This window comes from Hymenobacter piscis (genome assembly GCF_018760735.1).
In the GTDB taxonomy this organism is placed as follows: Bacteria; Bacteroidota; Bacteroidia; order Cytophagales; family Hymenobacteraceae; genus Hymenobacter; species Hymenobacter piscis.
In genome coordinates this window covers 14,047-40,435 of sequence record NZ_JAHHZN010000028.1, presented here as the reverse complement: position 1 = coordinate 40,435, position 26,389 = coordinate 14,047, and the positions used below count along the sequence as shown (strand labels likewise).

Here is a 26,389-nt window from a genome sequence, read left to right as displayed (position 1 = left end):
TGGTGAAGAAGTCATAATACGGCGTAGTTCATGCTACTAACATTAGTATATTGAGTGTAAATACTAACTATCATGGTAGAAAATTCTTCCGTTCATTTCGTCTTGGCCGTCCGCACCCTCGATGCCGGCGCCGATCCGCTCGTCTTCGAGTTTCAGCGCGACTTCTTCAATAATCACCCCGCCCACGTCGCCATCAGCCGGTTGGGATGGCAAGCGATGGGCCCTAGTCAAGCCATCAGCTATGTAGTGGATCGCTATCTGCTGGAGTATCCGGAGGAGGTAGAGCGCGTTGGTCGGGAGGTGGTAAGCGGCTGCGTGCACCGGGCGCTGGGACTGCCGCTATAACCCTCATGCTGTTACCTGCTTGGGCTACTCTTAACTAAATGAGCCCCAGCCGGATGGTCAGGTCTTCTTGCTGTAGGTCAAATCACCTCTCATCTAGTAACACTTCATACATTCCCGCAGCCCCAGGCCACGCGCCTCACTTGTACTGGCCACCTTGGTTGCATAGGTGCACCGGTTCATCGCCGAGCAGCTCTCACTGCTGTGGTATACCTCCGTGCGGCCGTTATTGCAGATGTATACCTTCGGTCCTGCAGACGCTCTCGGAGCTGCCCGGCGTACGGCCGGCCGCGCTGCGGATGCTTGCGGTAATGCAGCCCGAACCTCCACGGCGCTCACGTTCGTGTAGTCCGCTCCGCCGGCAGCCTCCACCAGCGACCAGTCTACCGACTCGGCCGTGACGTCCTGCTGCTGCTCGACCAGGTACTCCGACTTGACGTAGCCTAAGTGCTCGTTGATCTGTACTTTGGTCCAACCGTCGGGGCGATCGGTGAGGACCGTCACCCGGCTAGCGCCGTCGATCTTGGCCAGTGCCAGGGCAGAGGCGGAAGGTAGTGCCCGTAAGGTGAGGGCGGAGGCGTTGACGTAGCGGTAGGGCTGGGTTTGCTCACTGTCTGCTTCTTGGGCTACGGTGTCGACTACTTGTGCGGATAGTGCGAATGGTAACAGGCACAGGAGCCAGAGGAGTAGGTGTTTCTTCACGAAGGGATAGGGTTAGCTGAGCCCTAAGATAGAAGAAGCCCCGGCCGGATGGTCTGTGCTCATTAGTTTTAAGGTGTCACTCTATTCCGTAGATACTACGATTTTGATTCCGTGTCCGGCTCCGACCAGGGGGCATTCGCAATCGTGATAGAATGCAGATACGTTCTGATCTCTTCGAACTTGGCGTTGCGCTTGGCCTCACTGGAATAGATATACTCCATACCACCACGGCCGCCCACTACATTGACCAGAATGGAGTGAGCAACACCCGCTTCTACAGTATGTGGGAAGGCGGCGTAAGATTCTTTGTTCCGGTCAGTAATTGGGAAGGATTCCCGCTTAATAGCCGTGATATGCGAGGTATTGAAGATAGTTTCGGCACTCTCGCCGATCTGGATGAATGTAGGGATGCTCATGGAGTAGGAATTGATGCGGTATCGTTACTGGGCAGAGTGGCAGCTGCTGTCAGTTTGCGGGCGGTGTATTGGTTGACGAGGTGGTTCTCGTGCTCCACTCGTTGTGTGGTAGAGGATCCTGTCTGTAGACAGGATAGTAGGGATTCCATCGTAATAGCTGATGCCAGAGGTAAGAATGTTATAATGAAGGCCTATTTAAGATCTTCCGGATTTCAACATAGTCAATAGCCCACCCACGAATTATTTTCTGAGAAGCAAAACGAACCATATGGCTTTCCTTAGCCTCACTATCTCGGTTATGATAATCCCTATAGAAACTATTGTTCGCTAGTACATAAGCTTCCAAATCATCCTCAACATCTAGTGCGGATGGGCTTGGAGAACCGTGAGGATAGTGCTCATCCATGTATTTGCATACGATGTTTCTCACATCTTCACCGAACGAAGAACCTTTATCGCGCTCCCATCCAGAACTAGGGCGAATATTATAGAACTGGGGAAAGCGCGTGCGTGCCTCAACGTCTCGCATTCTTTCTTCGAATCCAGACAGCGTTTGCTCTAATCTGTCTTTCCGCTTTTCAAGAGCCTCATTCTCTTGTTCCAATGCTTCATGTTTGGTCGCGAGTAGGCGAGCTTGTTCTTCTTTCTCTTGGATTTGTTTGCTTAGCTCCTCCAACTTCTTCTCTCCTTTGAGTCGTTCGTTTTCTTCGGTCAGTTTTGCGTACTCTTTGATTTTATTTAGGTCAAATATCTCGAAGTAGGTCTTGGAGTTATTCAGCAGCTCCTTTTGTGAGTTGACCTGCTCTTTTAGCTGATCTACCTGCTTCTTCAGAAAGACTGCACCCCATATGACGGCTGCAGTGTAAAGGAGTGATAAAACGATGTTTACCGTGGTTACAACGGTATTATCCATTAGCTAGTAAGGTTAGCGATGAAGGCGAAAGTCTGCTCATATTAGGGAGAATCGGTTACTTCACCGCATCCGCTTACCATAACTCGACGCTTCCTTCTATCGCCAACCTCGGCTTCTAGATCATCTACGACGGTTCTACTGTGCGAACAGACATACTGCCTACTCGTAATTTGACACTAAAGCCTTAAGCAACTTTTTGCAAAACAGTAGGTTATGAATTTTCCTGACTAGGAATGAGATACAGACGAGTTTGATATCTCTCAGGGACTTTAGCTCGCTCCATAGCTGCTACTCGTTCTTTCATCCGCCCTCGATGATAAGCTAGCGCATCTTGGTAGAACGCTAGGCGACTCTCAAGCACATTGATGTTGAGCTCGATCAGGCCGATGACCTCCGCTTCTGCTAGATTCGATTGTACATCCAAATCATATTTCTGATCAAGCAATGATTTGGTTTTCAGTAGTAACTGCTGGAGCTCTGCTTGTAGCTGCTCCATATTTTCATTGTTTTCACTCATCACGATGTCTATTACTTTCCGATATACGGATGTGTTATTTCAAACCCTCGATTGATAAAATTTAGTTGGCAGCTGCCAACAGTGCCTGCTTTACTTCACCTTATTCTTTTTAAGCTTTGGTGGCGGCAGTGCAGCCACGGTCAGGCGCACCAATTGTTGCAGCCAGGCGCGGTCGTCCAAGCCTTCCTCTATAAGCAAGCTAGGCTTTGCTCCCGGGTAGGGCGGCGCTTCCACCAAAGCGGGTGCCAGGTAGGCCCGGCCGGCGGCGGTGGGCTTTACGAAGAGTTTATTGTCGCAGACGAGAGCGAAGAGTTTGTCGTCCCAGTAGAGGCCGTATTCGCCGAACATTTTTCGGGCGCTTACTGGACCAGTGGGCTGTAGCTGATCGAGGATGAAGTCGACGAAGGCCTGATCGGAAGCCATAAAGGGAAATGTGTATGGAGGATGGGCAAAAGATAAGCGCATAGTTCCGCATTCCGGTATGCTGGTTGTCTGCTGGGCACTGCTGGTAAGGCAGACAGCTGTACCCAGTTGGTTCTGCAACCTGTAACTTGTCACTCATGCCTACTGCTCAACCTACCCGCCTCGGCTTCCAAATCATCTATGATGGCCCTTCTCTACGCGAAGGCCTAATGGATACCCGCGACCTAGCGCCGGCCCTACTTGCCCTGAGCAACCTGGTCGAACAGATCAACCACCGGCTCAGTCACGACAACCCACCGGTGCACCTGCACTTCCGCGCTGCCAAGCGGGGCTCGCTAACGATCAACCTAGACCTGCAGACTACGGCAGCCTCAGCAGATGCTATGCCTCTTTTCGCTGGTACCGATACGAGCACGCTCAGCCGCATCCTGGATATACTCTGGGACGGTGGCCACACGCTGGGTCTGTTTCAGCTGCTCAAGTTTCTCGGTGGCCAGGCACCTCAGGAGACAGAGCGCACCTCGATGAGCAGTGTGCAGGTGTCGAATGCGTTCGGCAGCACGGTGCGTACGAGCCCGCTGGTATTGCAGCTGGCCACCGATGCTCGCATCAAGCAAGACGTAGCCCGCGTAGTGCGACCCCTGGAGCGGGAGGGCATCACTTCTTTTGTGGTGCGCCGGCAGGTAGGAGAAGCCGCAGCACCGGTGCCCATTACTGAGGACGACGTACCGGCCTTCGCGGTGCAGGCCACGGACAGTGGGCCCACCGAGGACACGTCGACCACGCTGTTGCAGATCGTACGGCCGGACCTGAGCGATGCGACGCCACGGTGGGAGGTGACCGATGGGACGAGCAAGTTCAACGCCCGGGTAACGGATGAGTCGTTTGCTGAGCGGGTGCGCACGCGGGAAGTAACCTTTGGCCATAACGACGCGATCCGTGCGGAACTGACCAGAAGGCAGTATCGCACGGATCGTGGGGCTCTACGAACAGAGTATGGGATTAGTCGGGTACTGAATCACTACCCGGGAGGAGTGCCATCGGCCCAGCTGCCGTTGTTTGAAGAGTAGATATATATGTGAAGAACAGTAAATTATGTGTGCAACTAGAGTTGATTGATTTTCATTTAAATATCTGATTTTGAGCATTCTAATGGTTGTTATAACGTGGCCATCATATCTGGGTTATAGTCGCTAAGTTTGCAAAATGGTTACATTGAATGCTAGTGTAGTGGATGGAAACAGAGACTCACTAATGAATTACTCAATCCCTGCAGATACCACGGGCAACTCTGTGGACTGGGGGAAGAGGAGAGAGAGCGTGCCCCATTTGGTCAAGTATATGGGTGCTAAAAGGCAAATACTTGATTTTGTGATCGATGGGATTAAAGAGGTTCACACAGGGGGGCAATTGTGCGATTTGTTCGCTGGCACTGCAGTTCTGTCAGGGGCCTTGGCGTCAGTGATGCCTATTCACTCTAACGATATGCAAGCGTACTCGAAGGTGATGGCTGAACTGTACCTCTCGTCGAAGCCCATCGTGGACAACGGAACCCTTGATCGTGTGCTGACGGACTCTCAGAAGCAATATACTAAGCTTGCCTCTGCTTGTGGTTCTGAGTTAGTTGATCATCACCTTTCGCTGCCTAGGGAAGAATACCTAAAAATTGAATCGCAGCACAGAGATTTCCTACATAAAGAATTTGGGGAAGTTGGCTCACATCTATTTACCAAAAACTATTCTGGTACCTATTGGTCAGTGGACCAGTGTATGTGGATAGATTCTATAGTCGAAGCGTCTAATAGATTCAAAAATCAACCAATCTATAACCAAATACTAGCTAGCCTAATGTATGCTATGTCATACAGTGCTCAAAGTACAGGCCATTTTGCACAGTATAGAGATGCTGCTACAGAAGAATCATTCATCGATATTCTAAAATATCGTAGAAAGAACATACTATTTTTATTTCAAAGTAAGTTCAATGAACTACTATTGATGACTCCATCTAAGATAAATAATCACAAAGCAACTACGATGGACTATAAGGATTGCCTTGCAGTCATCCCTAAAGGAGGCACGGTATACGCCGACCCTCCTTATGGGGCTGTCCATTACTCACGGTTTTATCATGCTTTGGAAACCCTAGTAAAGTACGACTACCCTCAAGTACAGTTCAAGGGCCGCTATCGGCAAGACCGGCACCAATCGCCTTTCTGCACTACGACCAAGGTGAAGCCAGCATTCCAGGCAATACTAACTGGTGTGAAAAACAAGAGGGCAAATCTTGTGCTCAGTTATAGCGACAATGGGATGATATCACTAGACAACCTACTACTACTCTGTAAAAGCGAGTTAAAATTGACTCACAATATTACCTGCCGGGATATAGATTACAACCACAGTACTATGGGTAGGTCAGAAGACAAAGGTCGTAAAGTCAAAGAGTACCTCATCTTAGCCAGCATTAAATAGCAGAATTATGAATCCTGAGCTCTTTCCAGACCTAAATCGACTTAAGTCGTCTTGGACTAAATACGACGTAGTCAAAATAATTGACATCGTATACAATAATCAAGTCGAGGCATATCTATATGGTGAAAAAAGTATTGATAAACCTACTCTGAAATCAGTTTTAGGCATATCGTTGGACAGTGAAATACCAAGTTATTGGGTAGATATTCATGAGTATCCTGAACAAATTAAACTGTTTACTTTAGTAGCAGCACTTTTTACACATCATGATAATATCAGAGACTTTGCTAACCTATTCAGTACTGCTGATATGGGTGGTAAATTCATATTGGAGCAGGGTAGTAAACGGCATACAAATATTAGAAGTGCTTTAGTTGAATCAGAAGCGAGCCTAAGAAGATACAGAAGAGAAACAACTGTTCCTTACAATTTTGCTAAGTTGTATTCGTCAGGAGAAGTAGGATTATTATTCAAAAAAGTTATTGTTAATCGATTGCTTAAAATAGGTTGGGATAAATCTCAAGACTTTTATAAAACATGTTTTCACTTTGACTTTCACAAAGCTTTAGGTTTAACAGAATATGAGTTTAAATCATGGTTAGAAGGTAGCTCTTTAGAAACAAGGTACGAATCAGTCGAAGAGTTTGATGAAAAATTAAAAATATATAAAAGTATTAATGCTGTTAAAGTAAAGCAATGGTTAAATGAGTGGGATGCAGTGAATTTTACTTCGCCTACCCGTTCTAAGCCTGATGCCTATTTTTATATGTTTAAGCTGGATGCTAGAATGCTACGCAGGCTGGCTGACGTTCATCGCAGGAAAGCATCAGGACTTCGCAAGAACGATACTTCAATTCAAAGAGGGCGTACAGATAGCCGGGTTGACGAGATAGAAAGATATATCAAGGGAGGATTTCCATGGTCAACTTTGAATGAACAACAAAGAGAAAATCCTGAATTTGCTTCCTTAAAGATGCCAGGGCTCATGCCCACTGCAATCATTGCTAATATTTTAACACCTAATTCTAAAAGGAATCATTTAGAGCTGCAACCTGAAAATGCTATAACTATAGAAGATTTGGGCGATGATACGTGCAAATTGGTTCTACCTGATAATGTATTTGACAATAATTGGAATCCTTCATTATTCCCTATAGAGATTATAGACGGTCAACATCGGTTATGGGCATTCGATGAGAATATTGAATTAGAAGGTAATTACGAATTGCCTGTAGTTGCATACCATAATTTAGATTTGACGTGGCAAGCATATTTGTTTTATACAATAAATATTAAACCAACAAAAATAAACACTAGTTTGGGATATGATTTATATCCTTTACTACGTACTCAGGAGTGGCTTGAGCAGTCAAAAGATGGTTTGAAAATATATAGAGAGACGCGTGCCCAAGAGATGGTTGAAGCATTATGGCTTTATCCAGAAAGCCCCTGGAAGAATAGAATAAATATGGTTGGGGATAAGGGTGGTGCTTTAATTAGCCAAGCTGCGTTTGTAAGGGCTATTACGACATCTTTCCTTAAGAGAGCCGATTCCAAATCAAATTCTGTTGGTGGGTTATTTGGAGAGGCGTTTACTAAGAAGCAGAGCCAAGTTCTTTATTGGAATCGAACACAGCAGGCGGCATTCATAATATTTTTATGGATGGAAATTGAAGAAGCGGTGAGAAGCTCTAATAATGAATGGGCGGTTTCTCTGCGTACAGAAGAAGGAGAAATAGATTCAAAATTTGACAAAGCATTCGCAGGTAAAAATTCATTGTTATCGCGTGACCAAGGGGTTACTGGTATATTAGGATTTGCAAATGATCTATTTTATACTCTTGCTAATGAATCAGATATAGATTTGAATACATTCTCTTGGAATGATGATATCGATGAAAAGCAAATTGAAGACATGGGTCTATTGATTGCTATAAATGATTTTAAATCTTATGATCAATTACAGTCGTATGTCAGTCAGTTTGCAAAGAAAATCTGTGAATTTGACTGGAGAACTTCATCTGCTCACTTTAGCAATGATGCCGATAGAGTCCGGCAGATGGCATTAAAAGGTAGTTCTGGATACAGTACTATACGTAAAGAACTGAGAGAAATATTCATAAGTGATAATGTTTTTTCGGAATTTGCTAATAAATTATACATCTAATGATATTCGATTCTGATAAATGAAGGCTCTTAGTGCAACTGACCAAGCAAATCTTGATGCATTTATAATTAATGCATCAAAAGGAAAAATAGAAATTATTGCGCCAAGTTTAAAAAGTAATTTTTCCCATCGAAACTTTATAGATTCTTCTAACCCTCTATCGCATGATCCTATGGCTACCGCTGAGGACCATGTAAGTAAAAAGAGTGCTTTTAATTTAACAGAAGATCAGCTAAGTTCATACTTAGCTGCATCAACACTATTGGATTGTTTTGATGCTTGGAGCTATTTATCTGCTGCTACAAGCCAGCTGTTGGCAGGGAATAGATCGTTATCTGTTCATTTGGCATACTATGCAGAATTAAGAGCCACGAAGAGCATCTTAGCATCTGAGGGCATAGGTAGCTTTAGCAAACACAATCTCTCTGTGACCAGTACAGCAGGTATAGGATATTTTGAAAAAGCAACGCATACTTTTTTGTGGCATGCATTAGAATCTTGGATTAAAAATCCCAAGGGTGCAATGAACCTTCTAGATTCATTTTCTTTCTATGGGAGAACATTCACAGATTGGATGTCTTCTACAGGCCGAGTGACACCATTAGAAGCACAGAAGCTTGTACGTTCATGGTTACGTACTTGGAGTATGGACTTAAAGGTGTTTGGGCATGACCACGAATCTCGAAACTCCGTTAGCTATCAATCGGGTAGCATGAAAAACTTCGCGCTTCCATTAGATTTTGCGCCTACTCTAGATTTTATCTCATCAAGTTGGGAATCTGTATTACCTTCTGCTGTAGATGCATTTTCTATAATAGATAAATATCTGCTTAGGCTTTTATTTAAAGAGTTGCGTAATTACTTGAAAGTGATACATAAAGGAAGTTCTATTCCTTCTATAAAGGAGTTAGTTACTACCGCATCAGAAAATATAGGGGGAGTTCCGGAAAATATATATAGGTTTTTATACAGCAAAAACGCTGACTTAGCCAATCTGCCTGTACTAGATGAAGCAGCGAAATCTGTTGACGTGCCTTTTCTGTATTCTAGTTCTCCTCTGCCAGTAATTTCCAGAGCATTATTAATGCTTAGAATCTCTACTGGTGTGGCAATTAATTTATTAAAATCGGCCACGATAAGTGCTAGTGACCTAAGTTTTTGGACTCATACTATATGTAATGATTTAGGTTACGTTAATGGGCCATTGCCAGGGTCATTAAGAGAGCTTGATTCAGATATATTGTACACACTTGAATATATAAAAGAGTGGGTAGAAAATAATATTGGGAATATTACGCTAAATAAATTTAATGTTGATATGCCTAATGAGGCTAGAATACTTAGTCAGCTGCAACGAGTTGGGCTGTGGAATTTGGCTTAACAATCAAATGTCTGACTAGAGCCGAATCTTCGGCCGGTCAAAGAACTCCTCTACCCGCCACAAGCTCTGAATCTGCTGGCGTTGTACTGGGAGGAACCCAGCTGCAGGGTTCTGAGCATATAGGGTGAGCAGGTTGCGCGTGAACAACTCGTTCTCGCGCACTGCCTTTATTGTTACTGTATCATCGTAGGCGACTACGCATACCTGGTTGTAGACCTGCTCCCACTTGCCTTCTGGAACCTGCCAGGCAATGACCTTCTCCCCAATTCGGAGAAGCGGCTCCATGGAGTCCCCTTCTACTTCAAAGACTAGTGCCCCAGTATAACGGTCAGCGTCTTCCTCACTATTTACATATAGTCGCAGCGTCTCGAAGTTGTTGGAGTGCTGTACACCCATGCCCAACTCGATCAGGCGTCCGCGCAGCAACCGGATGCTCCAGCGCGACGAGCCGTCCGGGGCATCGGTGCAGGCCAGCGACGTGATGGTGGCCTCGACGGCGGGCGTCACCTTGCGGGGCTGGCCACTGCGGGGCTTTTCCGTCAGGGCCGCGGCCAGCCCCTGCTGGCGGTAGCGGCGGCGCAAATTGTAGACCGTGGCCCGGCTCACGCCCAGCAAGGCCACAATGGTATCGGGCGCATGGCCCTGGTGGCTGAATTGCAGGAAGCGCGCCCGGTTCAGTTGCCGGGCCGGCGTGGTGCCTTTGCGCACCAACTCGTGCAGCTGCGCTTGCTCGGCAGCTGACAGTTCGATAGCAGGGGAAGTGCTCATGCCCCTCTATACGAAACTGTTCTAATAACTATGCGGGTAAAGCACTAGGTTCTAAAAGTAGAGCGTGAGAAGATTACGCGTGAGCATGCATCCCATATGAATGCTTCATTCATGGCGACTGTACCACCGTAATTGATCATATCGAGCCTATGCCAAGCTTAATATTGAGCAGTCAGATATGAAATTTATGGGTTGCTGCTTTTATTGCCAAAAAATATTTCACCGTCTGCAACTGATTGATACATATGGCAAAGCGTAATGCGTCCTTTTTGGATGAGACATTGAGATCGTTGGTAGAAAAGATAGATGAGCCATTTCAGGCTTTTATCGAGCAAACACTAGAACGATTGGTTCAAGAGCACTTTGCAAAATGCCCCAAGCCTGACCCTCAATACACTGTTCAAGAAGTAGCACGCTTACTCTGTCTTGATTCCAACACTGTTCGTTCTTATCTCAAAAAGCCTTTAGGACATATTCGTCGTCTACCATTTGTTGAATGCACCGATACTAGCAGAGGTAGGCGCATTCGGTTGAGCGACGTGCAGGCTTGGCAACAGCGTAATTTGATAGACACTCTAAATCAAGCTGAGCAGAGAGAGTTTGATGAAAAATTAGTTGCAATCGGATTGCGCCGTGCCCGCCGTCGCGCAGGTCGCAAAGGCTCTTAATTACCTCCAACTAAATGAGCGCAGGCCTTCAGGGTGAAGGAGGCCATGTTTTTGGCGGCATCATGCTTCAGATCGATGATCCAACCCTCGCAGGCGCGGCCCCGGTAGTCGCGGAAACGTACCCGGCCGCGCGGATTTTCCAGCACGCGCTGCACCTGCGTATGTCGCAGTGGATGATCGAAGCTGTACTGCATTGGAAGCCACAGCGGTTGGAGCATGCTCAGGTTGTTCTCCTGATATTGCGGCGGACTGTTCTGCAGGGCAGTCATACGCACATCCACCTTCTCCCTGATGGGTAGATCTTCCCCCACAAGCTTACTTTTAAGCTCCGTGTTGCCCTCGCCGAACGTGAATTTTATCAGCTCATCTTCTCTCCTGATCAGCCCGGCCGCAAGGGTTTGTGCGTGGCGCAACAGCATGCGTTTCGGGCTGAGGCGCAGGTTGTACACGGTGTCGGAAGAAAAAAGACCTTCTATTGGCTCCATAACCAGCTGATCGCGCTCTGTTTCGAAGGGCTTGAGGATGTCATTAGTGCGAAGCACACAGATCAGAAAGCCCTCATCATCCGACCCGGTATCGGTGGTGGCGGTAATATCGTACCGGTCCCGGCGCACCGTCTCAATGTAATGGCCGGCCGTGATGTAGCTGCTGAGCTGAGTATACTTGTTTTTCACCTGCGTCAGGGGCAAGGCGTACTCGTGACGGGTGTTGAACTCCTCCAGACCGTTGATCTGGTTGGGGCGCCATTTTTGATAGCCGATATCAACCGAATTGTAGTGGTCGGCAGCAACAGTAACCTTTTTGGCCTCCTGCCCATCTTCGCCGGCCGTGTCGGGTAAGCGCGTGTGACTGTAGCCATCATCCGGGTTAGTCAGGTCCAGTACAATCTCATCCGAGTAGAAGTAGGACATCTCTTCGACGACAATCACTTCCCGCCCGTCAGGCAGCTTTTCTACGCCCACGCCCAGGTTGTAGATGGCACTGAGCGAGTCAATCAACTCCTGCCAGCTGGCAAAGAGGGATTTCTTATCCAGAGGAAACCCGCGCAGCTGGAAGCCTCCCGTCACGAATAACAGGCTGCCGGGGCCATCGACCGGATACGGATGGACAGAATCGGTGCGGCCGAAGAAGGTGGAACGGAACGTATTGTGCTCGTCGGTAATGTCGCGGGCAAGCTTTTCCAGCGCCTCGTAGATGAGTAGCCCGTTGGCCACCGTCGGCGTAGTAGTGCTTTCGGCGTTGATCGTCATAAACGAGCCAGGCAAAAAGTTGGCATCGATCTGAAAACGATAGCCGAAAACGCCCTCGTTGATGTCGAATACATGAATTCGGCCATACAGATAGATCTTGTCCCCGATATTCAGACGGCGGTATACGGGGTAGGAGGCGGAAATCTGACGCTGGAAGACGCTACCGCCGTTGGCCGAATCCTGAAAGCTGAGAAGCCGCGTAGGAGGCTCATCATTGACACGGAAGAATATTTCTCCGGAAACCTTATCGAAATCCCCGAATCCATTACCGCTACGGCTGACGATGAGCTGACAAAGAATGTTGATTTTGATATCAAACATTCCCGCCTCCTTCGTAGTGTAGATAGGCTGCTCGGCATTATTTACGCCGGATGGCTGGGTGAAAAACCCGCCGTGCACCGGCTCCAGCTTGAAATCATTGATGGTCGGCTCACCAAAGCCGAAATACATTATCTGAAACCGGGATTCCCCATCCGTAATGAAGTTCGGGGCCGCCTTCACCGATAAATCCGTGATGCGCGAGTCGAAGCGCTGGTAAATGGCGCGTGAGTGCAGCTCCAGGGCCAGCGGCGTCGGTGGGGAGGATGCCGAGTTACCGATACTATCACGGCCCAGCAGATCCACTTTCGTATCGTCGCGGTTGAGGAACTTCTGCATCAGGCCCGAGTTGTCCAGCCCACACCGAAATTCCGTGGCCGTTTCTTCCGCCGCAGTCAGGTCGAGCCGGTAATGCCGGTAGGTGTCCCAATAGAACTCATTCGGCCGAAATATCTGCACCTCCAGATCAATATCAGCTTCGATCCCCCGGTGCTCCTTGGCTTGCTCCAGGTATTGCTTACCGTCCTTGATAAAGCCCAGGGTTTCGCTGTTGTACTCGGTGGCAATACCGTGGTACTTCTGATCCCGGTGGATCGTCAGGCCCATGCTATCCCATCCGATCGGATCGTGCTGCAGCAGCTTGCGGCCTGGGGTAAAGATGTCAGAGCTTAGAATGAAGCGAAACTGGGGAGCGTTGGTACCTAGCATGACGTAAAATCGTGTATTTTGTCGTAAATTACCACCTTTATTACACAATCTTGCATCTTCCTTTCTCCCATGCGTACGATACAGCTCAGCCCCCAACACAGCCTTCGTTACTATCAATCCATCATGGAACTGCCAGCCGGGCGGCACATGGAATACCAGTGCTACATGGCGTTGGATGCCGGCGTTGGCTCAACCCCCGAGGACGTGGCGCGTCACGAGCAGCTGGCCGCTCGCTTCGGTGCCCGGCAGGGGAAGGAGCATGAGGAGTTTTTGGAGAAGTGCAATGCCCACTACGCCCAGCATTTTGTTGACACGAACTTCTCCGCGCGGCGAATGGCGTTTGCCGTGCTGGTAGAGAGCGTGGATGGAGTAGCGGCGACCGACCTCACAGAGTATGGGTTGGAATCCCTGCTTACCAGACTTAAGGTGCTGGGCCTGACAGATGAGCAGGTAGAAGAGTGCCTGGATTCCGTCCACGAAGCATTTGGCAATGAGTTGGCCGAGCACTTCCCGTCCCGATACGACCAGAATGGCCAGGAGATGAACAAGGCGATTCACCTGAAGCGGCGGGCGCTGGCGTTGTGCGACTACCTGCTGACTGAGGACCCGAAGCACCTGAAAACCATCGAGGATGTGGACAATGCGCTGCTGGACATGATGGAGCCGGAAGTATTCGAGACGGGGCATCCGGAAAATGCCCTGGTGCTACGTCGCATTGCCTTCTCGCAACTCTGCGGGGTGATGGCGGATCACGGCACCCCGGAACCGGAGAAGATGACGTTGTTCTCCTTTCAAGGGAGGTTGGATTATATAACGAAGAAGATGGCACCCAAGAACAGGCTGAGCGAGTAGCTGGCCATACTATCAACGAAGAGGGGCCGCTACGCAAGTCGTAGCGGCCCCTCTTCATTTGGGGTGATGCGGTTGTTTGCCGGCGCACTTATCGGCTCACGAGCAGGAACGTGCAGGTGCCGTCGGCGAAGGACATACGCAGGGCGGTTTCGCGCTCATCAGCAACGCGGGTCACGTTGCGCAGCCACCGCTGCAGCTGGTCGGCGCACTGGGTGCGGGCGACGCTGCTCTGAGTGCGCTGCTGTTCGTCCGGGTTGAAGAAGTACGGATCGGCCACAGCGACCAGAATACCGCGGCGCAGCTCATTGAGCACCGCCACCCGCCGCGACTCGGCGGCCTGGGCTTCGGCCTGCTTCTGCAGGAAGTTGGTGATAGAACCGGCATACGCCGGCAGGGCGGCGGCCACCTTCAGCGGGGCCGCAGCATGCAGAGAGGTTTTCATACCTTCGCAGTTAGATAGGTGAGAAAATCGGGGTTGTCGCCCCGGCTCTGAATCGGGAGGCTACTCGTTGTCGCGGGTAGCCTCTTTCACTTTCAGAACGATGCAAACGTACTTACTTATCTTGTGCAAGAAAAACATTTGCAACTATTTATTTTGCACAAGATAAACACCAGGAAAAACAGGAATACATCTACCTTTGGAATATGGAACAAGCACCCAGGCGCCAAGGACGGCCGACGAAAGACCCAGCACGGCATAAGCGCGGGCACAACATCTCCATGACCGATGAGGAGTGGAAGCGGCTGGGCGAGCTGGCCCAGGCTGCAAACCGGGGCATCAGTGAGTACGTGGTTGAAACGCTGGCCCTGAACAAGCCGGCGGCGCCCGACGCAGGCTGATCCTTAAAAGCAAAAAGCCCCTTCTCACCACGAGAAGGGGCTTTTTCGTAAAACCGGGAATTTCCGGTTTTATGGGTGGGGATGGTTGATATACCCGATGCTATCCGTTGCGCCGGTGGCGGCTGTTGAGATGCTTCGTGACCGATGAAGCCGACTTGGTATACAAGAAGATGCCTTTCTCCGTCACCTGGTACGCGGGCTGATCGTGCAGGGCCTGACGGGTGCCGGCGACTACCCCACCTACTACCCCGTCAACGATGGTTCTGGCCATCTGTGTGTCGCGCTCCTGGTGAGCATAAGGGGATAGGTACTGCTGGGTCTGCTGCTGAAGCCGCTGGGTGTACGCTGTGGTATTCTCGACATCCCTGCGAGCCGCCGCCGCTGGCTCTCGAAGCTTGGGCACATGGGCCAGCATCTGGCGGGTCTTGTCGGCCGTGTGCACCTTGTCACCCTCCTGCAGGTAGGTAACCTGCTTTTTTTCTACCAGCCGACTACCGCCACTCTTACCCTCGATAAGCTCCGGCCCGCGTTCGGCTACCCAGGCAAACTCAGCGGGGCCACCGTCGCGCCCCTTGAAATACTCGGGCAGGGGCGGCTGACGGGACAGCACCACGGCCGCCTGCGCTACGCCGGTAGCAAGTACCCCGGCAATCAGGATGCCGGCGCCAATACCGGCGTCAGCGTAACGAGCCGGGCCGCCGGTGGAGAGTACCGATGCAACACCCATCGCCGTCGAAAGCGCAATCTGAAACAGGGCAGCCTTCTTATCATTCTCAAACTGCTTACGAGTCAGCTCATTCTTCTTTTTGAAGTACTGCTCCTCGGCCTGTTGCTTCAGCAGCGAGTTTTCACCGGCTGCTTTGGTGGCCGACTCGTAGGTTTTTTCGTTCAGGTCCTGCTCCCGACTCAGCGAGTCAGCCTTTGCCTGGAAGCCCGCGTTGCCCGCCTCCTGCACGAAGTCCAGGCCCATCTGAATAAGCTCCATGCGTTTATCAAACGCCTCCTGCTCATCCTCCAACTCCTTTTCATTGTACTTCTTCCGCAGCTCTGCTTTGCGGCGCAAGGTGTCTTCCGTAATGCCATACTCCCGCTCCAGCGCCTCAATGATGGTGTACTCACGCTGATAGTCCAAGGCGTCCAGCTTCTGCCGGTACTCTTTCTCGGTAATGAGCTGCTTACCCCGCGCATCTTCCAGCGCCAACTGTTGCCGGACGTAATCCTTCTCGATGTCATCGATGGCCTTGTCCGAGTCGAAGAATTTCACCCCTTTGCGGGCATTATCCTTCGCCTGTTCAAACTTCTGATTGGCGGCGGCTATCTTATCCAGTGCCCCTTCAGCCGACCGTATTTCCGAGTCCCGGGTAAGCTGGGCCAGCATCACCTGATAGTCGGAAACATCTTGCGCGGCCTGCTGCCGCTCCTCGTAGGTTTTATTGATGTTGTCGCGAGCGTCCTCGGCCAGCTTGATCTGCTGCTCGATGTTGGCCCGGTCGGTCTGGGAGAGGGCTTCCAGAGTCGCATTGTGCAGGGCGAGTTCGTCCTTGCTGAGCTTCAGGCCCAACTGCCGCACCTCGTTGTTGTACTTCTCGGTAAGGGTCAGGCGGGCAACGTTGGCGGCCTGCTCCCCACCGATCTTATCCTTGTTGGATTGCACGGCCAGACGGATGCCCTCTTTGCGGTCCAACTCGGCAATCTGTATCCGGACATCCTTCTCCTTTTGCAAGGCCTGCAGACGGATGGCTTCGGTATTGGCCGGATTCTTCGCCTGACGCGCTAAGTTTTCGGCCTCAAATTCGAGCAGCTGCTTACGCCGTTTAAATTCTTCGGCGGCCACGTCGGCGATGGATTTCTTCTTTTCCTTATCGGCCTCAATCGTATCTTCAATGGACTTGGTCAGGTCCTTGTTGGCATCGACAACCGGTTTAGTGAAGCCCCCGGCCAGGTAGGCGCTTTTCGCGCCCAGCTTGTCCATGGCCTCCAGCTTCTTATTGTACTCGTTCGTGAGCCGGACAAGCTCCCGACGCGAATCATTCAGGGCGATGCTGTTCTTGTAGAGCTGATCGGCCTTTTTGGTGCTCTCATCCAACTTACCATCAACGGTATTGACGGTGAAATCAACTACCCGCTGCTTCGCCTGCTCTGCCGTGATGCCCAGCAGCTTCTCCTGGTTTTTGATCCGGCTTTGCAGGGTTTTGATAGCCAACTCCTCCTTCTTCCGGTTTTCGTCGATCTGATCCGCTTCCAGAATAAGCGTGGAAACGGCCTGGTTGCTAAGTAGGATCTTCTGTTTGATAGCGTCGCGGGCCGCTTTCTCATTCAGAATGAGGGCTCCCGTCTCCTTATCGATGGAAGAGACGGAGTTACCCAGCGATTGGGTCAGCTGCTCGGTGATCAGCCCCAGTTCCTCCTTGCTTTTGGCCGTGGGCTTCACCCCTTTGGCCGTAAGTGCCTCGTAGCGCTTGAGCAACGCATTCGCGGAGTCAGCCGCCACGCGGTTTGACTCCGCAGTGGCCAGGGTAGCGGCAGTAGTATCCTTCGCTGTTTTGTTGAACTTGCCCAGGTCACCAATGAGGTTGTTGACGCCATTGAGCATGCTTTTCAGGAAGCCGCCCACCTGGCCGTTGGTAACGAAATTGGAAAGCGTGTTCTTGAATTTACTCCAGGAACCATCCAGCGTATCGACCTTGATAGCGGCTTCCGCCCCTAAGCTGGTCGCCTTCTCCAACTGATCGTTGGCCGTGGACTGCCGTTGGGCAAACAGTTCCGTATTCTGCGCCAGGGCCAGAATAGTGTTTTTCGCTTCGCCACTCTGAAGCTTCAGTGTCCCGAGCAGCTGGTTGACTTTCGTCGTCGAGGTTCCACCGGCGTTCAACCCCCGAAGGAAGGCTTGGATGGCAGAATTGAAGTCTGAATTTACCAGTTTGGTGAACTGTTTCAGCGTAAGGTTGGTATCCCCGAGCTTGGCAATTTCGAAGGAGGCTTTGGTTTTGCCCGCAATTGTTGAGAACAGCCTATTCAAGCTCGTGCCGGCCCGTTCTGCTGAACTACCACTCTCCTCGAGCACCGCCGCATAGGCAATCACGTTTTTTAGCCCGACGCCGTAGGCCGCCGACATCTGCCCGACGCGCAGGGCTACGTCGGTGAGGAAGGGTGCCGTACTGGCTCCTTGGGCGCCGATCTCATTCACCGCTGAGCCGATGGAGAGCAGGTTCTTGGCAATGTCCGGGCCCAGGTCCTTCTTGAACACGTTGGCAATCTTGCCCAGCTCAGTCGCGATACGCTCCGGATCGGCCCCGAAGTCGTCACCCAATGCCTGGTTGGCAATATCGATCGCGGCGGTGAAGTCCCGTATGTTCTCTTTCGCGATACCCAACTGTCCCCCTACCTTGGCTATGTCCAACAAGCCGGAGAGGGAGGTAGAGGTAGGGATCTGCTTCAGGCTGTCGGCCAGTTCTTCAGCAGCATCGGCTGTAAGGCCCGTTGTCTTGCGTACATCAGCCAGCGAGGAACTGTACTTCAGGTTGGACTCGAAGCCCTGCTGCAGGGCCGTAGCCACGCCCTGAATGCCGTAATAAGCCCCGGCCAGGCTCTGCGTCAGCCCGCCGAGGTTGCTGGTCAGGCCCGTGGTGGACACGCCGCCACTTTTTACCCCGACGCCATACTGCTTCAGGGCATTGGTATTCTTGGCAAGCTCCGCATCGGTCTGCCTGAGCTCCTGTTGCAGGCGCTCCTGCTGCTCGGCTGATAAGCCGGTGGCCTGCATCTGAGTGCGCAGGGCAGCGGCGTTGGCCAGTAGTTCCGTACGCTGGGCACTGAGGGCTGAAACACCTTCCCGCAAGCTCTCGGCGTACCGGCCCACGTTGCGGTAGCCCACGCCGGTTTCCTGGGTGAAAGTGCGCAGCTTCTCGTTTACCTCTGCTAACTGCGCTTTGAGCTGCTGGGCCTCCGCGCTGTTGTTGTCCATGCCGCCGGCGAGGCTCTTCAGCTTCGCATCCAACTGCCGCGCCTCATTCTCCATGGCCCGGAAGCTGCCGGCCGCCGCGGTGAAGTCGGAGTTGGCCCCGCGCAGGGCCCGGCTCAGGTTGTCGGTTTCGGCCTTGAGCTTGATGATTTCGCGGGCCGCTGCTTTGGCCGCCTCCAGATCACCGGCCGCAAATGCCTTCTTCAGCGCGTCCTGCTGCTGCTTCAGCGCCGAGTTGAGGCCCTTGGTGGATGCCTCCGTATCCTTCTGAACCTTGCCGAGGCCAGCCATCCGATCCTTCAGATCCTGCTGCTCCTTGGCCAGCTTGGCAATGGTGCCGCTCAGCTCGTCCAGCGTAGTGCGGCTCTTGCGGCTGACAACGTTGACGTCCTCGAACTTGGCTTTGGTACCGTTGATAGCCGCCAGCACGACAGCCAGTCCCGCCGCAATCTTGTCTGAATCGCTCTGCAGATTTTTTGCAAAGGTTTTGTAGCTGGTGTTGAGGCCTTTTACATTCTTGGTGAAGTTCAAAAGCTCCTCAGCCCCAGGTCCCAGGCCATCAAAGAGCTCATTATAAGAAACTGGTCCAGACATCGTGCACAGGGGTTTGATTTAATTAACGTAAGATACGGTAATACCACAAGATTGCGGCATGATTCGGTCAGGAAAGCGGTTCCTGCCCTGTACGAGCGTGTAGATTATGCTCAATACGACACACTTTGAATCTAAAAAAGCCCCCCTGTAGCAGGGGGGCTTTCAGAATGAGTAGCCGGACTATCGGGGTTGTGCTCTCATAAAACTAGACTTCTCTAGTTTCATCGAAAGACGGGCCATCCTAGTTTCATCGAAAGACGGGCCATCGTAAAGAGGCCTTGCGGTCTTACAGCTGGAGTAGCGCCCGTTGCGGCATGATATAATGGGGGCGCTCGGCGTAGGCCTTGGCGTAGAACGCAAACAGGCGGTCGGTATTGGTTGCCAGTACGAGCAGACGTTGCTGGCTCCGTCGAGTGGCCAGGCGCTTACGGGGTGATGTGAAGATGTTCATTGTAAAAGCGAGCAGGTGGGAAACGCTGAAATGCTTAGTCGAGAGGCGGTACCGCACAGAATACGGCCCCACGCGCCGGCAGTAGCCGAAGCAGGCGCAGGCTACTCATGGCCAGCAGGATTGATCGGAAGAAGGATCCGGCCGCCATCGTAGTGCGGTACTGGATCCTTGACAAAGTAGCCTTCCGCGTCCACTGCCCGGATCTGGTAGCTGCGGGCCTGCTCGCTGCCGGCGAAGGCGGCCCTGAACTCCTGCAGGCAGGAAGCGAAGCGCTGCTGCCACTGCTCCGGCATCGACTGAAGCTGCGCGCGGGGCAGAACGAGGTAGTTGGCGTAGCTCAGGCCGAACCAGCGGTGCACCGCCTGATAGCCGGGGTGGAAGTGGTCGGCCTGGTGAACCGCCGGGGTGAGGTCGTTGGGTTGCGTGTGGCTCATGGAATTACGATTTACTATGCCAGCCGTGCCAGCCAGGAGAGAGCATTTCCCGAACGTGGCGGCTGCTCCAGGGCCCCAGCCCCTCGCCCCCGTTGCGCCGGTCGCCATGCTGGCAGAACAGCCATTGGTCGTATTGGGCGAAGAAGCTTGCATGTATCTGGGCTTCCTGCTCATTGAGGCGGGCAGCGGCGGCCAGCACCGACGAAGCCACAACCCGGCGAGCCTCGGCAAAGCCGGCGGCCACTTCCTCTTCTACCGCCCAGCGGGCCGCACAAGTCCAATCATCCAGCAGATCAGTCGCGGCCATTGTCGGGCATCATGATGTTGGAACCGGGCATGTCGTTGCCGTTGGTGGTATGGTCCACCTTTACCGGCGCGAAGGCACCGTGAACCTTGAGCATGGTCGTGGTGGCATCCTTCGCGTCGTGCATCTCTACCGAGAGTCCGTAGCGGGTAGGGGTAATCTTCTTGATCAGGCCGCCGGCTTTGGCCTCCAGCACCTTCACCAGGCTCAGGCGAACTTCCTCCTTCGGAATCGTCTCGCCGCTTACCCAGCGTTTGGCATCGGGCTTACGGGCCAGTTCCATTTCCATGCGCAGCAGCTCAACCTTGCGCAGAGCATGAATAACCGCTTGCTTCTTCCGGAACTTCGTCTGCAACTTCTTATCGGTTATCAGGGCTTCGGCCGCAATGGCAAACTCCTGCTCAAACTCCATCTGGTCCTTGAACTCGGCGACGATATCGCGCAGGGGCTTGTGGATGCGCGGGGTGTACTCTACAACCACCTTCTCCATCACGTCCTCAATGGAGGCCCGGCCCCACTGGCTCATGCGTACCGTGGCTTCCTCCTGGCTCATGCCCAAGTCGATAGCCCGGGCCTTGATGGCGGCCAGAATCCGCTCATCCTTCAACAGGTCGCGGGCAGTCTGTTTGGCGCGGGCAACGCTGTAGTTGGCCTCGCGGGCGGCCTGGGCTCCCTTCCAATGCTGGGCATACTCTTCCACAAACCGCTGCTGCTGGGGCGTCAGGGGCTTGGTATCGGCGGGTATATCAGACGGTGGGGGCTGCTGGGTAGCCATCAGAGACAGGGGGTAATAATCGGCAAGTAGATAAGCGGGGAAAGCCGCTGCTAGGCAGCAGCGGCAGCAGGAGTAGCGGTTCCCGGAGTGTCGTGGTTACTCTCCGACGGCAGGGCCTGCACAGCCGCATTGACGGCCGTAACGAAGCCGGCCACGTGCTCATCGGCAATTCCCAGCTGCCGGGCGACGCGGCCGATGTCCAGCACCGTGTTGATGGGTTGCCCGTTGGTGGTGTAATCGTATTTCTGGGCCGGGTACTCGCCGAGCAGGTGCAGGATATGATCGATGGCCGTCATAGCGCAGTGCAGCTCCAGGCCGGTTTCTACTACCTCCACCGGCCCATCGGCGGTTTGCATGGTGTAGCACTGCTGGCTTACCGACTTAATCAGGTGCAGGTTCTGCTGGGCTTCTTCGCTGGTGAGGTTGATACGGACCTGCTCGCCGGCCGGGGTGCTCACCACTTCCAAGAAAGACTGCATGCTGCCGCGGCCGATCTCGGTCAGGCGCATCAGGGCTTCGGGTCGGGTGATGCTGGCCATGCGGGTGCGCTGCTCGACGGCGGCAAGGATGGCAGGGTCTTTCAGGAACTCCTTTGCTATCTCGGCGGAGCGGCGGGGGCTATACCCGGCCTTCTCTACCGACTCGACCGCTTGCCCACTCTCAGCAAACAGATCAATGAAGCGCTTTTTGCGACGGGATAAGGCGGTGGCGGGAACTGATGAGGACATATTAGGAAAACAGATGGTGTGGGATGGTTATTAATTAACGCAATTTAATGCAAAACAAGCCGATTATTCTTTGCAAGTGGTCAAAATAGGTTCAATAACAGTCCGAAGCTCATGGCGAGTTGAGGAATGGAGAGTAGAAAAACGGGAGTGTGATTCGGTGAATCGTGTATTAGGTAACGAAAAGTAACGCGGGCGGAAGTGGTGCTGGGCGGAAAAGGGAGGTTGCGCGAGCGAGGCTGTGAGGTGTTGGGGCAAGGTCCGGATTCCTGACTTTGGTTGTTCAGCTGCTGCACTACCACCGCTGTACCGGGGCTACGATGCTGGAATGGCCGTTACCGACGATTGGGAAGTGTTTCAGCAGCGTCAACGGAACAGGCCACCCCTGGGCGCCGACGTGGCTGCAGGGTGGCCTGTATAGAGCATTCGTGCGCTTCCGTTACTTCGGTCTGGCAGCCGGTGGTGACCGTTACCTTGCCGTAATGGTAGCCGACGCCCCCAGGTGCTGTGCTGGCCGACGGTGGCCGCCGCTATGGCTTTCGGTAGGATGCCTCCAACATCCATTCCAGCAACGCCCGCAGGCGGTAGTAAGGCTCCACTTTGGTTTGGTCCATGGTCTGGTATAGCTCCAGCAAATCGGCCCCCAGCACCAGTACCCCCTTGAACCTCTCGACGATCCGGGCGTTGGCCAGATCCTCGTTCAGCTCATGCTCTATCTGATCAGCCAAGGACAGCGGGGCAAACTCTCCCCCCGGCTCTGCCCGGTATACCGGAATATCTTCCCCCAACTGCGAGCCCATGATCCGACGGAAGGACAGCTCGGTTTGAGTAGCCACGATCTGGCTGAACATTTCGAAGTGGGCCGGCGCACTGGTGCCGATGTACTCTTCCCGGCCGTCGTAGCCGTCGAAGCAGCCAGCCAGCTCCTGATGTAGCGAGTAGGGCCGGATGCTTTCCGGATCGTCCTTGTAGGTCGGCTTCCAGGTGGTGTTGTCATTCTTGTCGCCTTCCCCGCTCCACTGCCAGTCATCATCTTCCCCGTCGCCATACTCCTGCAGCGACCTGATCCTGTTCTCAATGGCGAAGCGCGTCAGGTCGCCCTCGTAGGTGGTGAAAAATCCGTTGAGCGTGCCCAGCGCTTGCACTACGCTGCGGTGCAGCCCATGCAGGGAGTTGCGCAGTACGACCAGCTCATAGTAGCGCAGGGAACGGTCGATGAGGGACGAAGGCGTATCAACTGCTTCTACTGCCAGCTCCTGCTTCATCTCCTGCTGGTACTCGCGCATGGTTTCGCGGGGAACCGTTACGATTTCGTAGGTGGAGAGGCCGCGGAGGTAGGTGTTGAAAAGTTGGGCCAACGTGTCGTCGGCTTGTAGGGGTTCCAGGATACGGTAACGCATGGCCAGAAAGAAGATGAAGTGAGCGGAAAAGGGCAGCGGGCTACGCGGCGGCCCGGGAGGTGGGGGCGGTGGACTGCACAGCGACAGACTCTCCGTTGGCCAGGGCGCGGGCCATGATGATCATTGGATGATCAGCCCCAATCTCGTCCTGAAATTCCTCAATGGCCGAAGCCAGCTCCTTTTCCAGGTCCAGAATGCGCTGGTAGACGGCCTGGGACAGCTCGGTAAAAACCGACACGGCCGGGCCGGGCTGGATAGCTATTTTCACCGTGCGCTTTACCGAGCTGACCGTGACATCCACCATGCCATCGATGGAGATGTACTGTAAAACGTCGTACTCCTGCTTGGTTTCGATCAGCACATTCTGCAGGCGGGTCAGGTAATCGAGGTTCGTGGTGGCCATGATAGGAGGTAGTTGGAGGTAAATGGGATGGGTGAAAATGGGAGGTGGATCGGGCTAGAAAGGGTCCTGATCATCATCCGGCGCGCTGGGAGCTGCGGCACCGACGAAGCGGGTGGAACTGCTGTACTCCAACGCGGCCGGCGCCTGGTTCATATCCTCGTAGCGGCCGTAGCGCAGGTCCGAGAACAGCACGACATCTTCCAGCGGGCCATTGCGGTGCTTGGCGAAGATGATCTTGGTAGTGTTGGCGGTGGAAACGCCCATAGAATCTTCCATGATCTTGTAGTACTCTGGGCGGTGCACGAAGGCTACCACGTCGGCATCCTGCTCGATGGAGCCTGATTCGCGCAGGTCGGAAAGCACTGGCTCCTTGTCCCCGTCGCGCTTGGCTACATCCCGGCTGAGCTGGGAGAGGGCCAGCACCGGTACGTTCAGCTCCTTGGCTACTTCCTTCAGGGCCCGGGAGATGCTGGCTACCTCCTGCTCGCGACTGCCCCCGTTCCGGGCCCCCGTCATTAGCTGGAGGTAGTCTACTACGATCCACCGAATATTATGCTCGGCTTTGAGCTTGGTGGCCTTCGCCCGAAACTCGCCAATGGAAAGCCCCGGGGTTTGGTCGATGAGCATGGGCAGGTGGCGCAGCGGCTCGGCTTTGGGCCGGATCGTGCGGGCCTCATCCAGGCCGCCGCGAAAGTCGCCCCGCGTCAGGCGGCTCGTCGAGTAGCTGGTTACGGTCCCGATCATCTTGGTGATGAGCTGCACATCGCTCATCTCCAGTGAGAAAAATATGCCGGGCAGGCCGGCCGACGCGGCGGCCCGGGCCATGTATAGGGCCCAGGTGGTTTTGCCCATGGACGGGCGGGCCGCGACAATAATCAGGTCGGGGGCCTGCCAGCCGCCGGTAATCCGGTCAACGGTCGTAAGCCCGCTGGTAACGCCGGTCAGGCCGCCCGGCTGCTGCGCGGCGTATTCGATTTTGTCTACCGTCTCGTCCAGCAGCTCCCATACGAACTTGGGCCGCTTGATCTGGAGCACGTCATGCAGGGTGTTCATCTCCGTGTAGGAGTCACTGATCAGCTGGTGGGCGTCGTAGGTTGGGGTATACGCCTTGGCCAGGATCCGGCGGGCCACATCGGCCATCTTCCGTTTGGAGTACAGCTCCATCAGAAATACGCCGTGGGTCTGCAGGTTGGCGGCCCCGTTCACCGAGAAGGTAAGCTGGGCGACGTAGTGCGGGCCTCCGACCTGATCCAGGCGGCCGTCGGCCTTCAGCTGGTGGGTGACGGTGAGGATGTCCACCGCCTGGCCGACGTTGTAGAGCTTGCAGATAGCCTGGAAGATATACTGGTGCTTATCCTCGTAGAAAACCTCGTGGTTGCTACGGAACAGGGACATACCGGCCTGCAAACCGGATTTTTCCAGCAGCATAGCGCCGAGAAAGGACGCCTCCAGTTTGCTATCACTGGGCGGGGACAGCGTTTCGGTGCGTTGGGGCGTTTTCATTCGATGACTTTGGTTTGTTGGCCGTGAATCTTATCCGCCAGACTATCGGAGGTCCGGGTCGGGGTGATGCCCTGGGTTATTTTTCCCTTTTGTGGCAGAGGCTGTTCTTTCCGTTTCCGGCACCAGGTGTCGGCGGTTTTCCACGCGTTGCGGTTTTTGGTGAGCAGCGGCGCCCAGTTGTCCATGTCCGAAAACACTTCCTGCAGCATGGTCACACCCCACTTGCTGCGCAGGTCGTTGAATTTGTCAGCCGTCAGTGGCACTTTCATTTTCAACACCTGCGGGGCATTCTCCTTTGCCCAGGCCTGCCATCTGGCAAAGCGCTCCTGAATTTTCTTCTGTTCAGCCGCCAGCTCCTCACCCTCCAAAGAAGACTCGCCACTACCCGCCGGCGAAGCCGCGGTAGGTATAGGTTCTTCCTTGGTATTTACCCTTGTATTTAAACTGTTATTTATGTCCGCAGATATTGCGGGAGCTTGCCGCAGATTCTGCGGTAGGTCAACCGCAGATATTGCGGGAGCCTGCCGCAGATTTTGCGGGAGGTCGCCCATACCTACCGCAGATATTGCGGGAGCTAGGGGCGATGGCTGCGCTAGTTGCTGAGGGGCTACCGCAATATCTGCGGTAGGTAGTTCCGGGGCCTTACCCGTCTCTGTCTCCGACAGACCTACCGCAGATTCTGCGGTAGGTAGGGAAGCACCCTTATCCTTGCTCGCCGTGGGCGCGTAAGCCAACTTCTCCTTTGCCGTGGGTGGGCCGAACACCAAGCCGGGCACCTGGGGGGTGATGATGCGCCGGCACCAGTACGGCCGCTTCTGATCCACGTCCCGCAGAATGAGCCCCGCCTTGTGCAGCTGGGTCATGGCATCTTCCACCGTGCGCTTCTTCATCAGGCACCGCTCCGCGAAATGATCATCCATGGCAAAGACGTAGTGATGCGGTCGATGCAGGTCGATGATCTCCGACAGTACCAGCCGCGCCGACCAGGTGATCAGGTCGATGGGCAGGGCCAGCACTTCGGGCGGGATGATTAAGGCGCGGTTGGAGGTGTCGGTGGACATGAGGCAGGCAATAGGCCCGCGGCTGGTGGAGGGTCAGC

24 protein-coding genes are annotated in these 26,389 nt (G+C 53.2%); 7 read left to right on the top strand and 17 right to left on the bottom strand.

The genetic code is table 11. From position 1 onward, the window contains the following. The first annotated feature begins 102 nt into the window (after positions 1-102). A complete protein-coding gene (locus KLP40_RS19450; protein WP_215595507.1) occupies positions 103-345 on the top strand; it encodes a hypothetical protein in 243 nt (80 codons plus the stop codon). 794 nt (positions 346-1,139) lie between these two features. On the opposite strand, the gene KLP40_RS19445 is transcribed toward KLP40_RS19450, so the two are convergent. The 4 genes from KLP40_RS19445 to KLP40_RS19430 form a co-directional block, all read right to left on the bottom strand. Further along, complete coding sequence (locus KLP40_RS19445) at positions 1,140-1,460, bottom strand: hypothetical protein (RefSeq protein ID WP_215595506.1); 321 nt, start codon at positions 1,458-1,460, stop codon at positions 1,140-1,142. A gap of 178 nt (positions 1,461-1,638) precedes the next feature. After that, complete coding sequence (locus tag KLP40_RS19440; RefSeq protein ID WP_215595505.1) at positions 1,639-2,373, bottom strand: hypothetical protein; 735 nt, start codon at positions 2,371-2,373, stop codon at positions 1,639-1,641. A gap of 211 nt (positions 2,374-2,584) precedes the next feature. After that, positions 2,585-2,890: a hypothetical protein gene (locus KLP40_RS19435; RefSeq protein ID WP_215595504.1), complete on the bottom strand. Its 306-nt coding sequence runs from the start codon at positions 2,888-2,890 to the stop codon at positions 2,585-2,587. Between the two features lie 90 nt (positions 2,891-2,980). Further along, positions 2,981-3,313, bottom strand: a complete 333-nt coding sequence (locus KLP40_RS19430; protein WP_215595503.1) for a TfoX/Sxy family protein — start codon at positions 3,311-3,313, stop codon at positions 2,981-2,983. A 137-nt stretch (positions 3,314-3,450) separates the two neighbouring features. Between KLP40_RS19430 and KLP40_RS19425 the strand changes: the two genes are divergently transcribed. From KLP40_RS19425 to KLP40_RS19410, 4 genes are all read left to right on the top strand, one after another. Next, complete coding sequence (locus tag KLP40_RS19425; protein ID WP_215595502.1) at positions 3,451-4,383, top strand: hypothetical protein; 933 nt, start codon at positions 3,451-3,453, stop codon at positions 4,381-4,383. 136 nt (positions 4,384-4,519) lie between these two features. Beyond that, complete coding sequence (locus KLP40_RS19420) at positions 4,520-5,788, top strand: DNA adenine methylase (RefSeq protein ID WP_215595501.1); 1,269 nt, start codon at positions 4,520-4,522, stop codon at positions 5,786-5,788. 7 nt (positions 5,789-5,795) lie between these two features. Then, on the top strand, positions 5,796-7,955 hold the full coding sequence (locus KLP40_RS19415) for a DGQHR domain-containing protein (protein WP_215595500.1): 2,160 nt from the start codon (positions 5,796-5,798) through the stop codon (positions 7,953-7,955). 19 nt (positions 7,956-7,974) lie between these two features. Continuing rightward, the gene (locus KLP40_RS19410) at positions 7,975-9,336 is read left to right on the top strand and encodes a hypothetical protein (RefSeq protein ID WP_215595499.1); all 1,362 of its coding nucleotides are present in this window, start codon (positions 7,975-7,977) and stop codon (positions 9,334-9,336) included. Positions 9,337-9,351: 15 nt separating this feature from the next. Here the strand turns inward: KLP40_RS19410 and KLP40_RS19405 are convergent, their stop codons facing one another. Continuing rightward, the gene (locus KLP40_RS19405) at positions 9,352-10,104 is read right to left on the bottom strand and encodes a helix-turn-helix domain-containing protein (protein WP_215595498.1); all 753 of its coding nucleotides are present in this window, start codon (positions 10,102-10,104) and stop codon (positions 9,352-9,354) included. Positions 10,105-10,349: 245 nt separating this feature from the next. Here KLP40_RS19405 and KLP40_RS19400 point away from each other — a divergent pair, with 245 nt between their 5' ends. Further along, complete coding sequence (locus tag KLP40_RS19400; RefSeq protein WP_215595497.1) at positions 10,350-10,772, top strand: helix-turn-helix domain-containing protein; 423 nt, start codon at positions 10,350-10,352, stop codon at positions 10,770-10,772. Here KLP40_RS19400 and KLP40_RS19395 read toward each other — a convergent pair. Then, positions 10,769-13,048, bottom strand: a complete 2,280-nt coding sequence (locus KLP40_RS19395; protein ID WP_215595496.1) for a hypothetical protein — start codon at positions 13,046-13,048, stop codon at positions 10,769-10,771. The two genes, KLP40_RS19400 and KLP40_RS19395, sit on opposite strands and share 4 nt — an antisense overlap. A gap of 69 nt (positions 13,049-13,117) precedes the next feature. Here KLP40_RS19395 and KLP40_RS19390 point away from each other — a divergent pair, with 69 nt between their 5' ends. After that, on the top strand, positions 13,118-13,900 hold the full coding sequence (locus tag KLP40_RS19390; protein ID WP_215595495.1) for a hypothetical protein: 783 nt from the start codon (positions 13,118-13,120) through the stop codon (positions 13,898-13,900). Between the two features lie 88 nt (positions 13,901-13,988). On the opposite strand, the gene KLP40_RS19385 is transcribed toward KLP40_RS19390, so the two are convergent. From KLP40_RS19385 to KLP40_RS19335, 11 genes are all read right to left on the bottom strand, one after another. Beyond that, positions 13,989-14,342 (bottom strand): hypothetical protein, encoded by a 354-nt coding sequence (locus tag KLP40_RS19385; protein ID WP_215595494.1) that lies wholly within the window; start codon positions 14,340-14,342, stop codon positions 13,989-13,991. Between the two features lie 498 nt (positions 14,343-14,840). Further along, the gene (locus KLP40_RS19380; RefSeq protein WP_215595493.1) at positions 14,841-19,295 is read right to left on the bottom strand and encodes a phage tail tape measure protein; all 4,455 of its coding nucleotides are present in this window, start codon (positions 19,293-19,295) and stop codon (positions 14,841-14,843) included. Positions 19,296-19,581: 286 nt separating this feature from the next. Continuing rightward, entirely contained in the window at positions 19,582-19,746 is a 165-nt protein-coding gene (locus tag KLP40_RS19375) for a hypothetical protein (protein WP_215595492.1), read from the bottom strand. Positions 19,747-19,847: 101 nt separating this feature from the next. Continuing rightward, the gene (locus tag KLP40_RS19370) at positions 19,848-20,180 is read right to left on the bottom strand and encodes a hypothetical protein (RefSeq protein WP_215595491.1); all 333 of its coding nucleotides are present in this window, start codon (positions 20,178-20,180) and stop codon (positions 19,848-19,850) included. A gap of 4 nt (positions 20,181-20,184) precedes the next feature. After that, entirely contained in the window at positions 20,185-20,487 is a 303-nt protein-coding gene (locus KLP40_RS19365; protein ID WP_215595490.1) for a hypothetical protein, read from the bottom strand. Further along, positions 20,474-21,259 carry a terminase small subunit gene (locus KLP40_RS19360; RefSeq protein WP_215595489.1) on the bottom strand — a complete coding sequence of 262 codons (786 nt, stop codon included), beginning with the start codon at positions 21,257-21,259 and terminating at the stop codon, positions 20,474-20,476. The genes KLP40_RS19365 and KLP40_RS19360 overlap by 14 nt, the downstream gene beginning before the upstream one ends. A 50-nt stretch (positions 21,260-21,309) precedes the next feature. Then, positions 21,310-21,987, bottom strand: coding sequence for a terminase small subunit (locus KLP40_RS19355; protein ID WP_215595488.1), 678 nt, complete (start codon positions 21,985-21,987; stop codon positions 21,310-21,312). Positions 21,988-22,514: 527 nt separating this feature from the next. Then, positions 22,515-23,384 carry a hypothetical protein gene (locus tag KLP40_RS19350; RefSeq protein ID WP_215595487.1) on the bottom strand — a complete coding sequence of 290 codons (870 nt, stop codon included), beginning with the start codon at positions 23,382-23,384 and terminating at the stop codon, positions 22,515-22,517. A gap of 40 nt (positions 23,385-23,424) precedes the next feature. Beyond that, positions 23,425-23,787 carry a hypothetical protein gene (locus KLP40_RS19345; protein WP_215595486.1) on the bottom strand — a complete coding sequence of 121 codons (363 nt, stop codon included), beginning with the start codon at positions 23,785-23,787 and terminating at the stop codon, positions 23,425-23,427. 54 nt (positions 23,788-23,841) lie between these two features. Beyond that, positions 23,842-25,290: a replicative DNA helicase gene (gene dnaB / locus KLP40_RS19340; protein WP_215595485.1), complete on the bottom strand. Its 1,449-nt coding sequence runs from the start codon at positions 25,288-25,290 to the stop codon at positions 23,842-23,844. Further along, positions 25,287-26,351 (bottom strand): hypothetical protein, encoded by a 1,065-nt coding sequence (locus KLP40_RS19335; protein ID WP_215595484.1) that lies wholly within the window; start codon positions 26,349-26,351, stop codon positions 25,287-25,289. Before KLP40_RS19335 ends, dnaB begins: the two co-directional genes overlap by 4 nt. Between the last annotated feature and the right edge of the window lie 38 nt (positions 26,352-26,389).

Coding starts and splice junctions, on each gene's coding strand:
- KLP40_RS19430 (WP_215595503.1), bottom strand. CDS start 3,313: ATGGCTTCCGATCAGGCCTTCGTCGACTTCATCCTCGATCAGCTACAG.
- KLP40_RS19350 (WP_215595487.1), bottom strand. CDS start 23,384: ATGCGTTACCGTATCCTGGAACCCCTACAAGCCGACGACACGTTGGCC.
- KLP40_RS19405 (WP_215595498.1), bottom strand. CDS start 10,104: ATGAGCACTTCCCCTGCTATCGAACTGTCAGCTGCCGAGCAAGCGCAG.
- KLP40_RS19440 (WP_215595505.1), bottom strand. CDS start 2,373: ATGGATAATACCGTTGTAACCACGGTAAACATCGTTTTATCACTCCTT.
- KLP40_RS19435 (WP_215595504.1), bottom strand. CDS start 2,890: ATGAGTGAAAACAATGAAAATATGGAGCAGCTACAAGCAGAGCTCCAG.
- KLP40_RS19380 (WP_215595493.1), bottom strand. CDS start 19,295: ATGTCTGGACCAGTTTCTTATAATGAGCTCTTTGATGGCCTGGGACCT.
- KLP40_RS19395 (WP_215595496.1), bottom strand. CDS start 13,048: ATGCTAGGTACCAACGCTCCCCAGTTTCGCTTCATTCTAAGCTCTGAC.
- KLP40_RS19365 (WP_215595490.1), bottom strand. CDS start 20,487: ATGGCCGCGACTGATCTGCTGGATGATTGGACTTGTGCGGCCCGCTGG.
- KLP40_RS19420 (WP_215595501.1), top strand. CDS start 4,520: ATGGTTACATTGAATGCTAGTGTAGTGGATGGAAACAGAGACTCACTA.
- KLP40_RS19445 (WP_215595506.1), bottom strand. CDS start 1,460: ATGAGCATCCCTACATTCATCCAGATCGGCGAGAGTGCCGAAACTATC.
- KLP40_RS19370 (WP_215595491.1), bottom strand. CDS start 20,180: ATGAGCCACACGCAACCCAACGACCTCACCCCGGCGGTTCACCAGGCC.
- KLP40_RS19425 (WP_215595502.1), top strand. CDS start 3,451: ATGCCTACTGCTCAACCTACCCGCCTCGGCTTCCAAATCATCTATGAT.
- KLP40_RS19415 (WP_215595500.1), top strand. CDS start 5,796: ATGAATCCTGAGCTCTTTCCAGACCTAAATCGACTTAAGTCGTCTTGG.
- KLP40_RS19345 (WP_215595486.1), bottom strand. CDS start 23,787: ATGGCCACCACGAACCTCGATTACCTGACCCGCCTGCAGAATGTGCTG.
- dnaB (WP_215595485.1), bottom strand. CDS start 25,290: ATGAAAACGCCCCAACGCACCGAAACGCTGTCCCCGCCCAGTGATAGC.
- KLP40_RS19335 (WP_215595484.1), bottom strand. CDS start 26,351: ATGTCCACCGACACCTCCAACCGCGCCTTAATCATCCCGCCCGAAGTG.
- KLP40_RS19385 (WP_215595494.1), bottom strand. CDS start 14,342: ATGAAAACCTCTCTGCATGCTGCGGCCCCGCTGAAGGTGGCCGCCGCC.
- KLP40_RS19375 (WP_215595492.1), bottom strand. CDS start 19,746: ATGAACATCTTCACATCACCCCGTAAGCGCCTGGCCACTCGACGGAGC.
- KLP40_RS19390 (WP_215595495.1), top strand. CDS start 13,118: ATGCGTACGATACAGCTCAGCCCCCAACACAGCCTTCGTTACTATCAA.
- KLP40_RS19360 (WP_215595489.1), bottom strand. CDS start 21,259: ATGGCTACCCAGCAGCCCCCACCGTCTGATATACCCGCCGATACCAAG.
- KLP40_RS19410 (WP_215595499.1), top strand. CDS start 7,975: ATGAAGGCTCTTAGTGCAACTGACCAAGCAAATCTTGATGCATTTATA.
- KLP40_RS19400 (WP_215595497.1), top strand. CDS start 10,350: ATGGCAAAGCGTAATGCGTCCTTTTTGGATGAGACATTGAGATCGTTG.
- KLP40_RS19355 (WP_215595488.1), bottom strand. CDS start 21,987: ATGTCCTCATCAGTTCCCGCCACCGCCTTATCCCGTCGCAAAAAGCGC.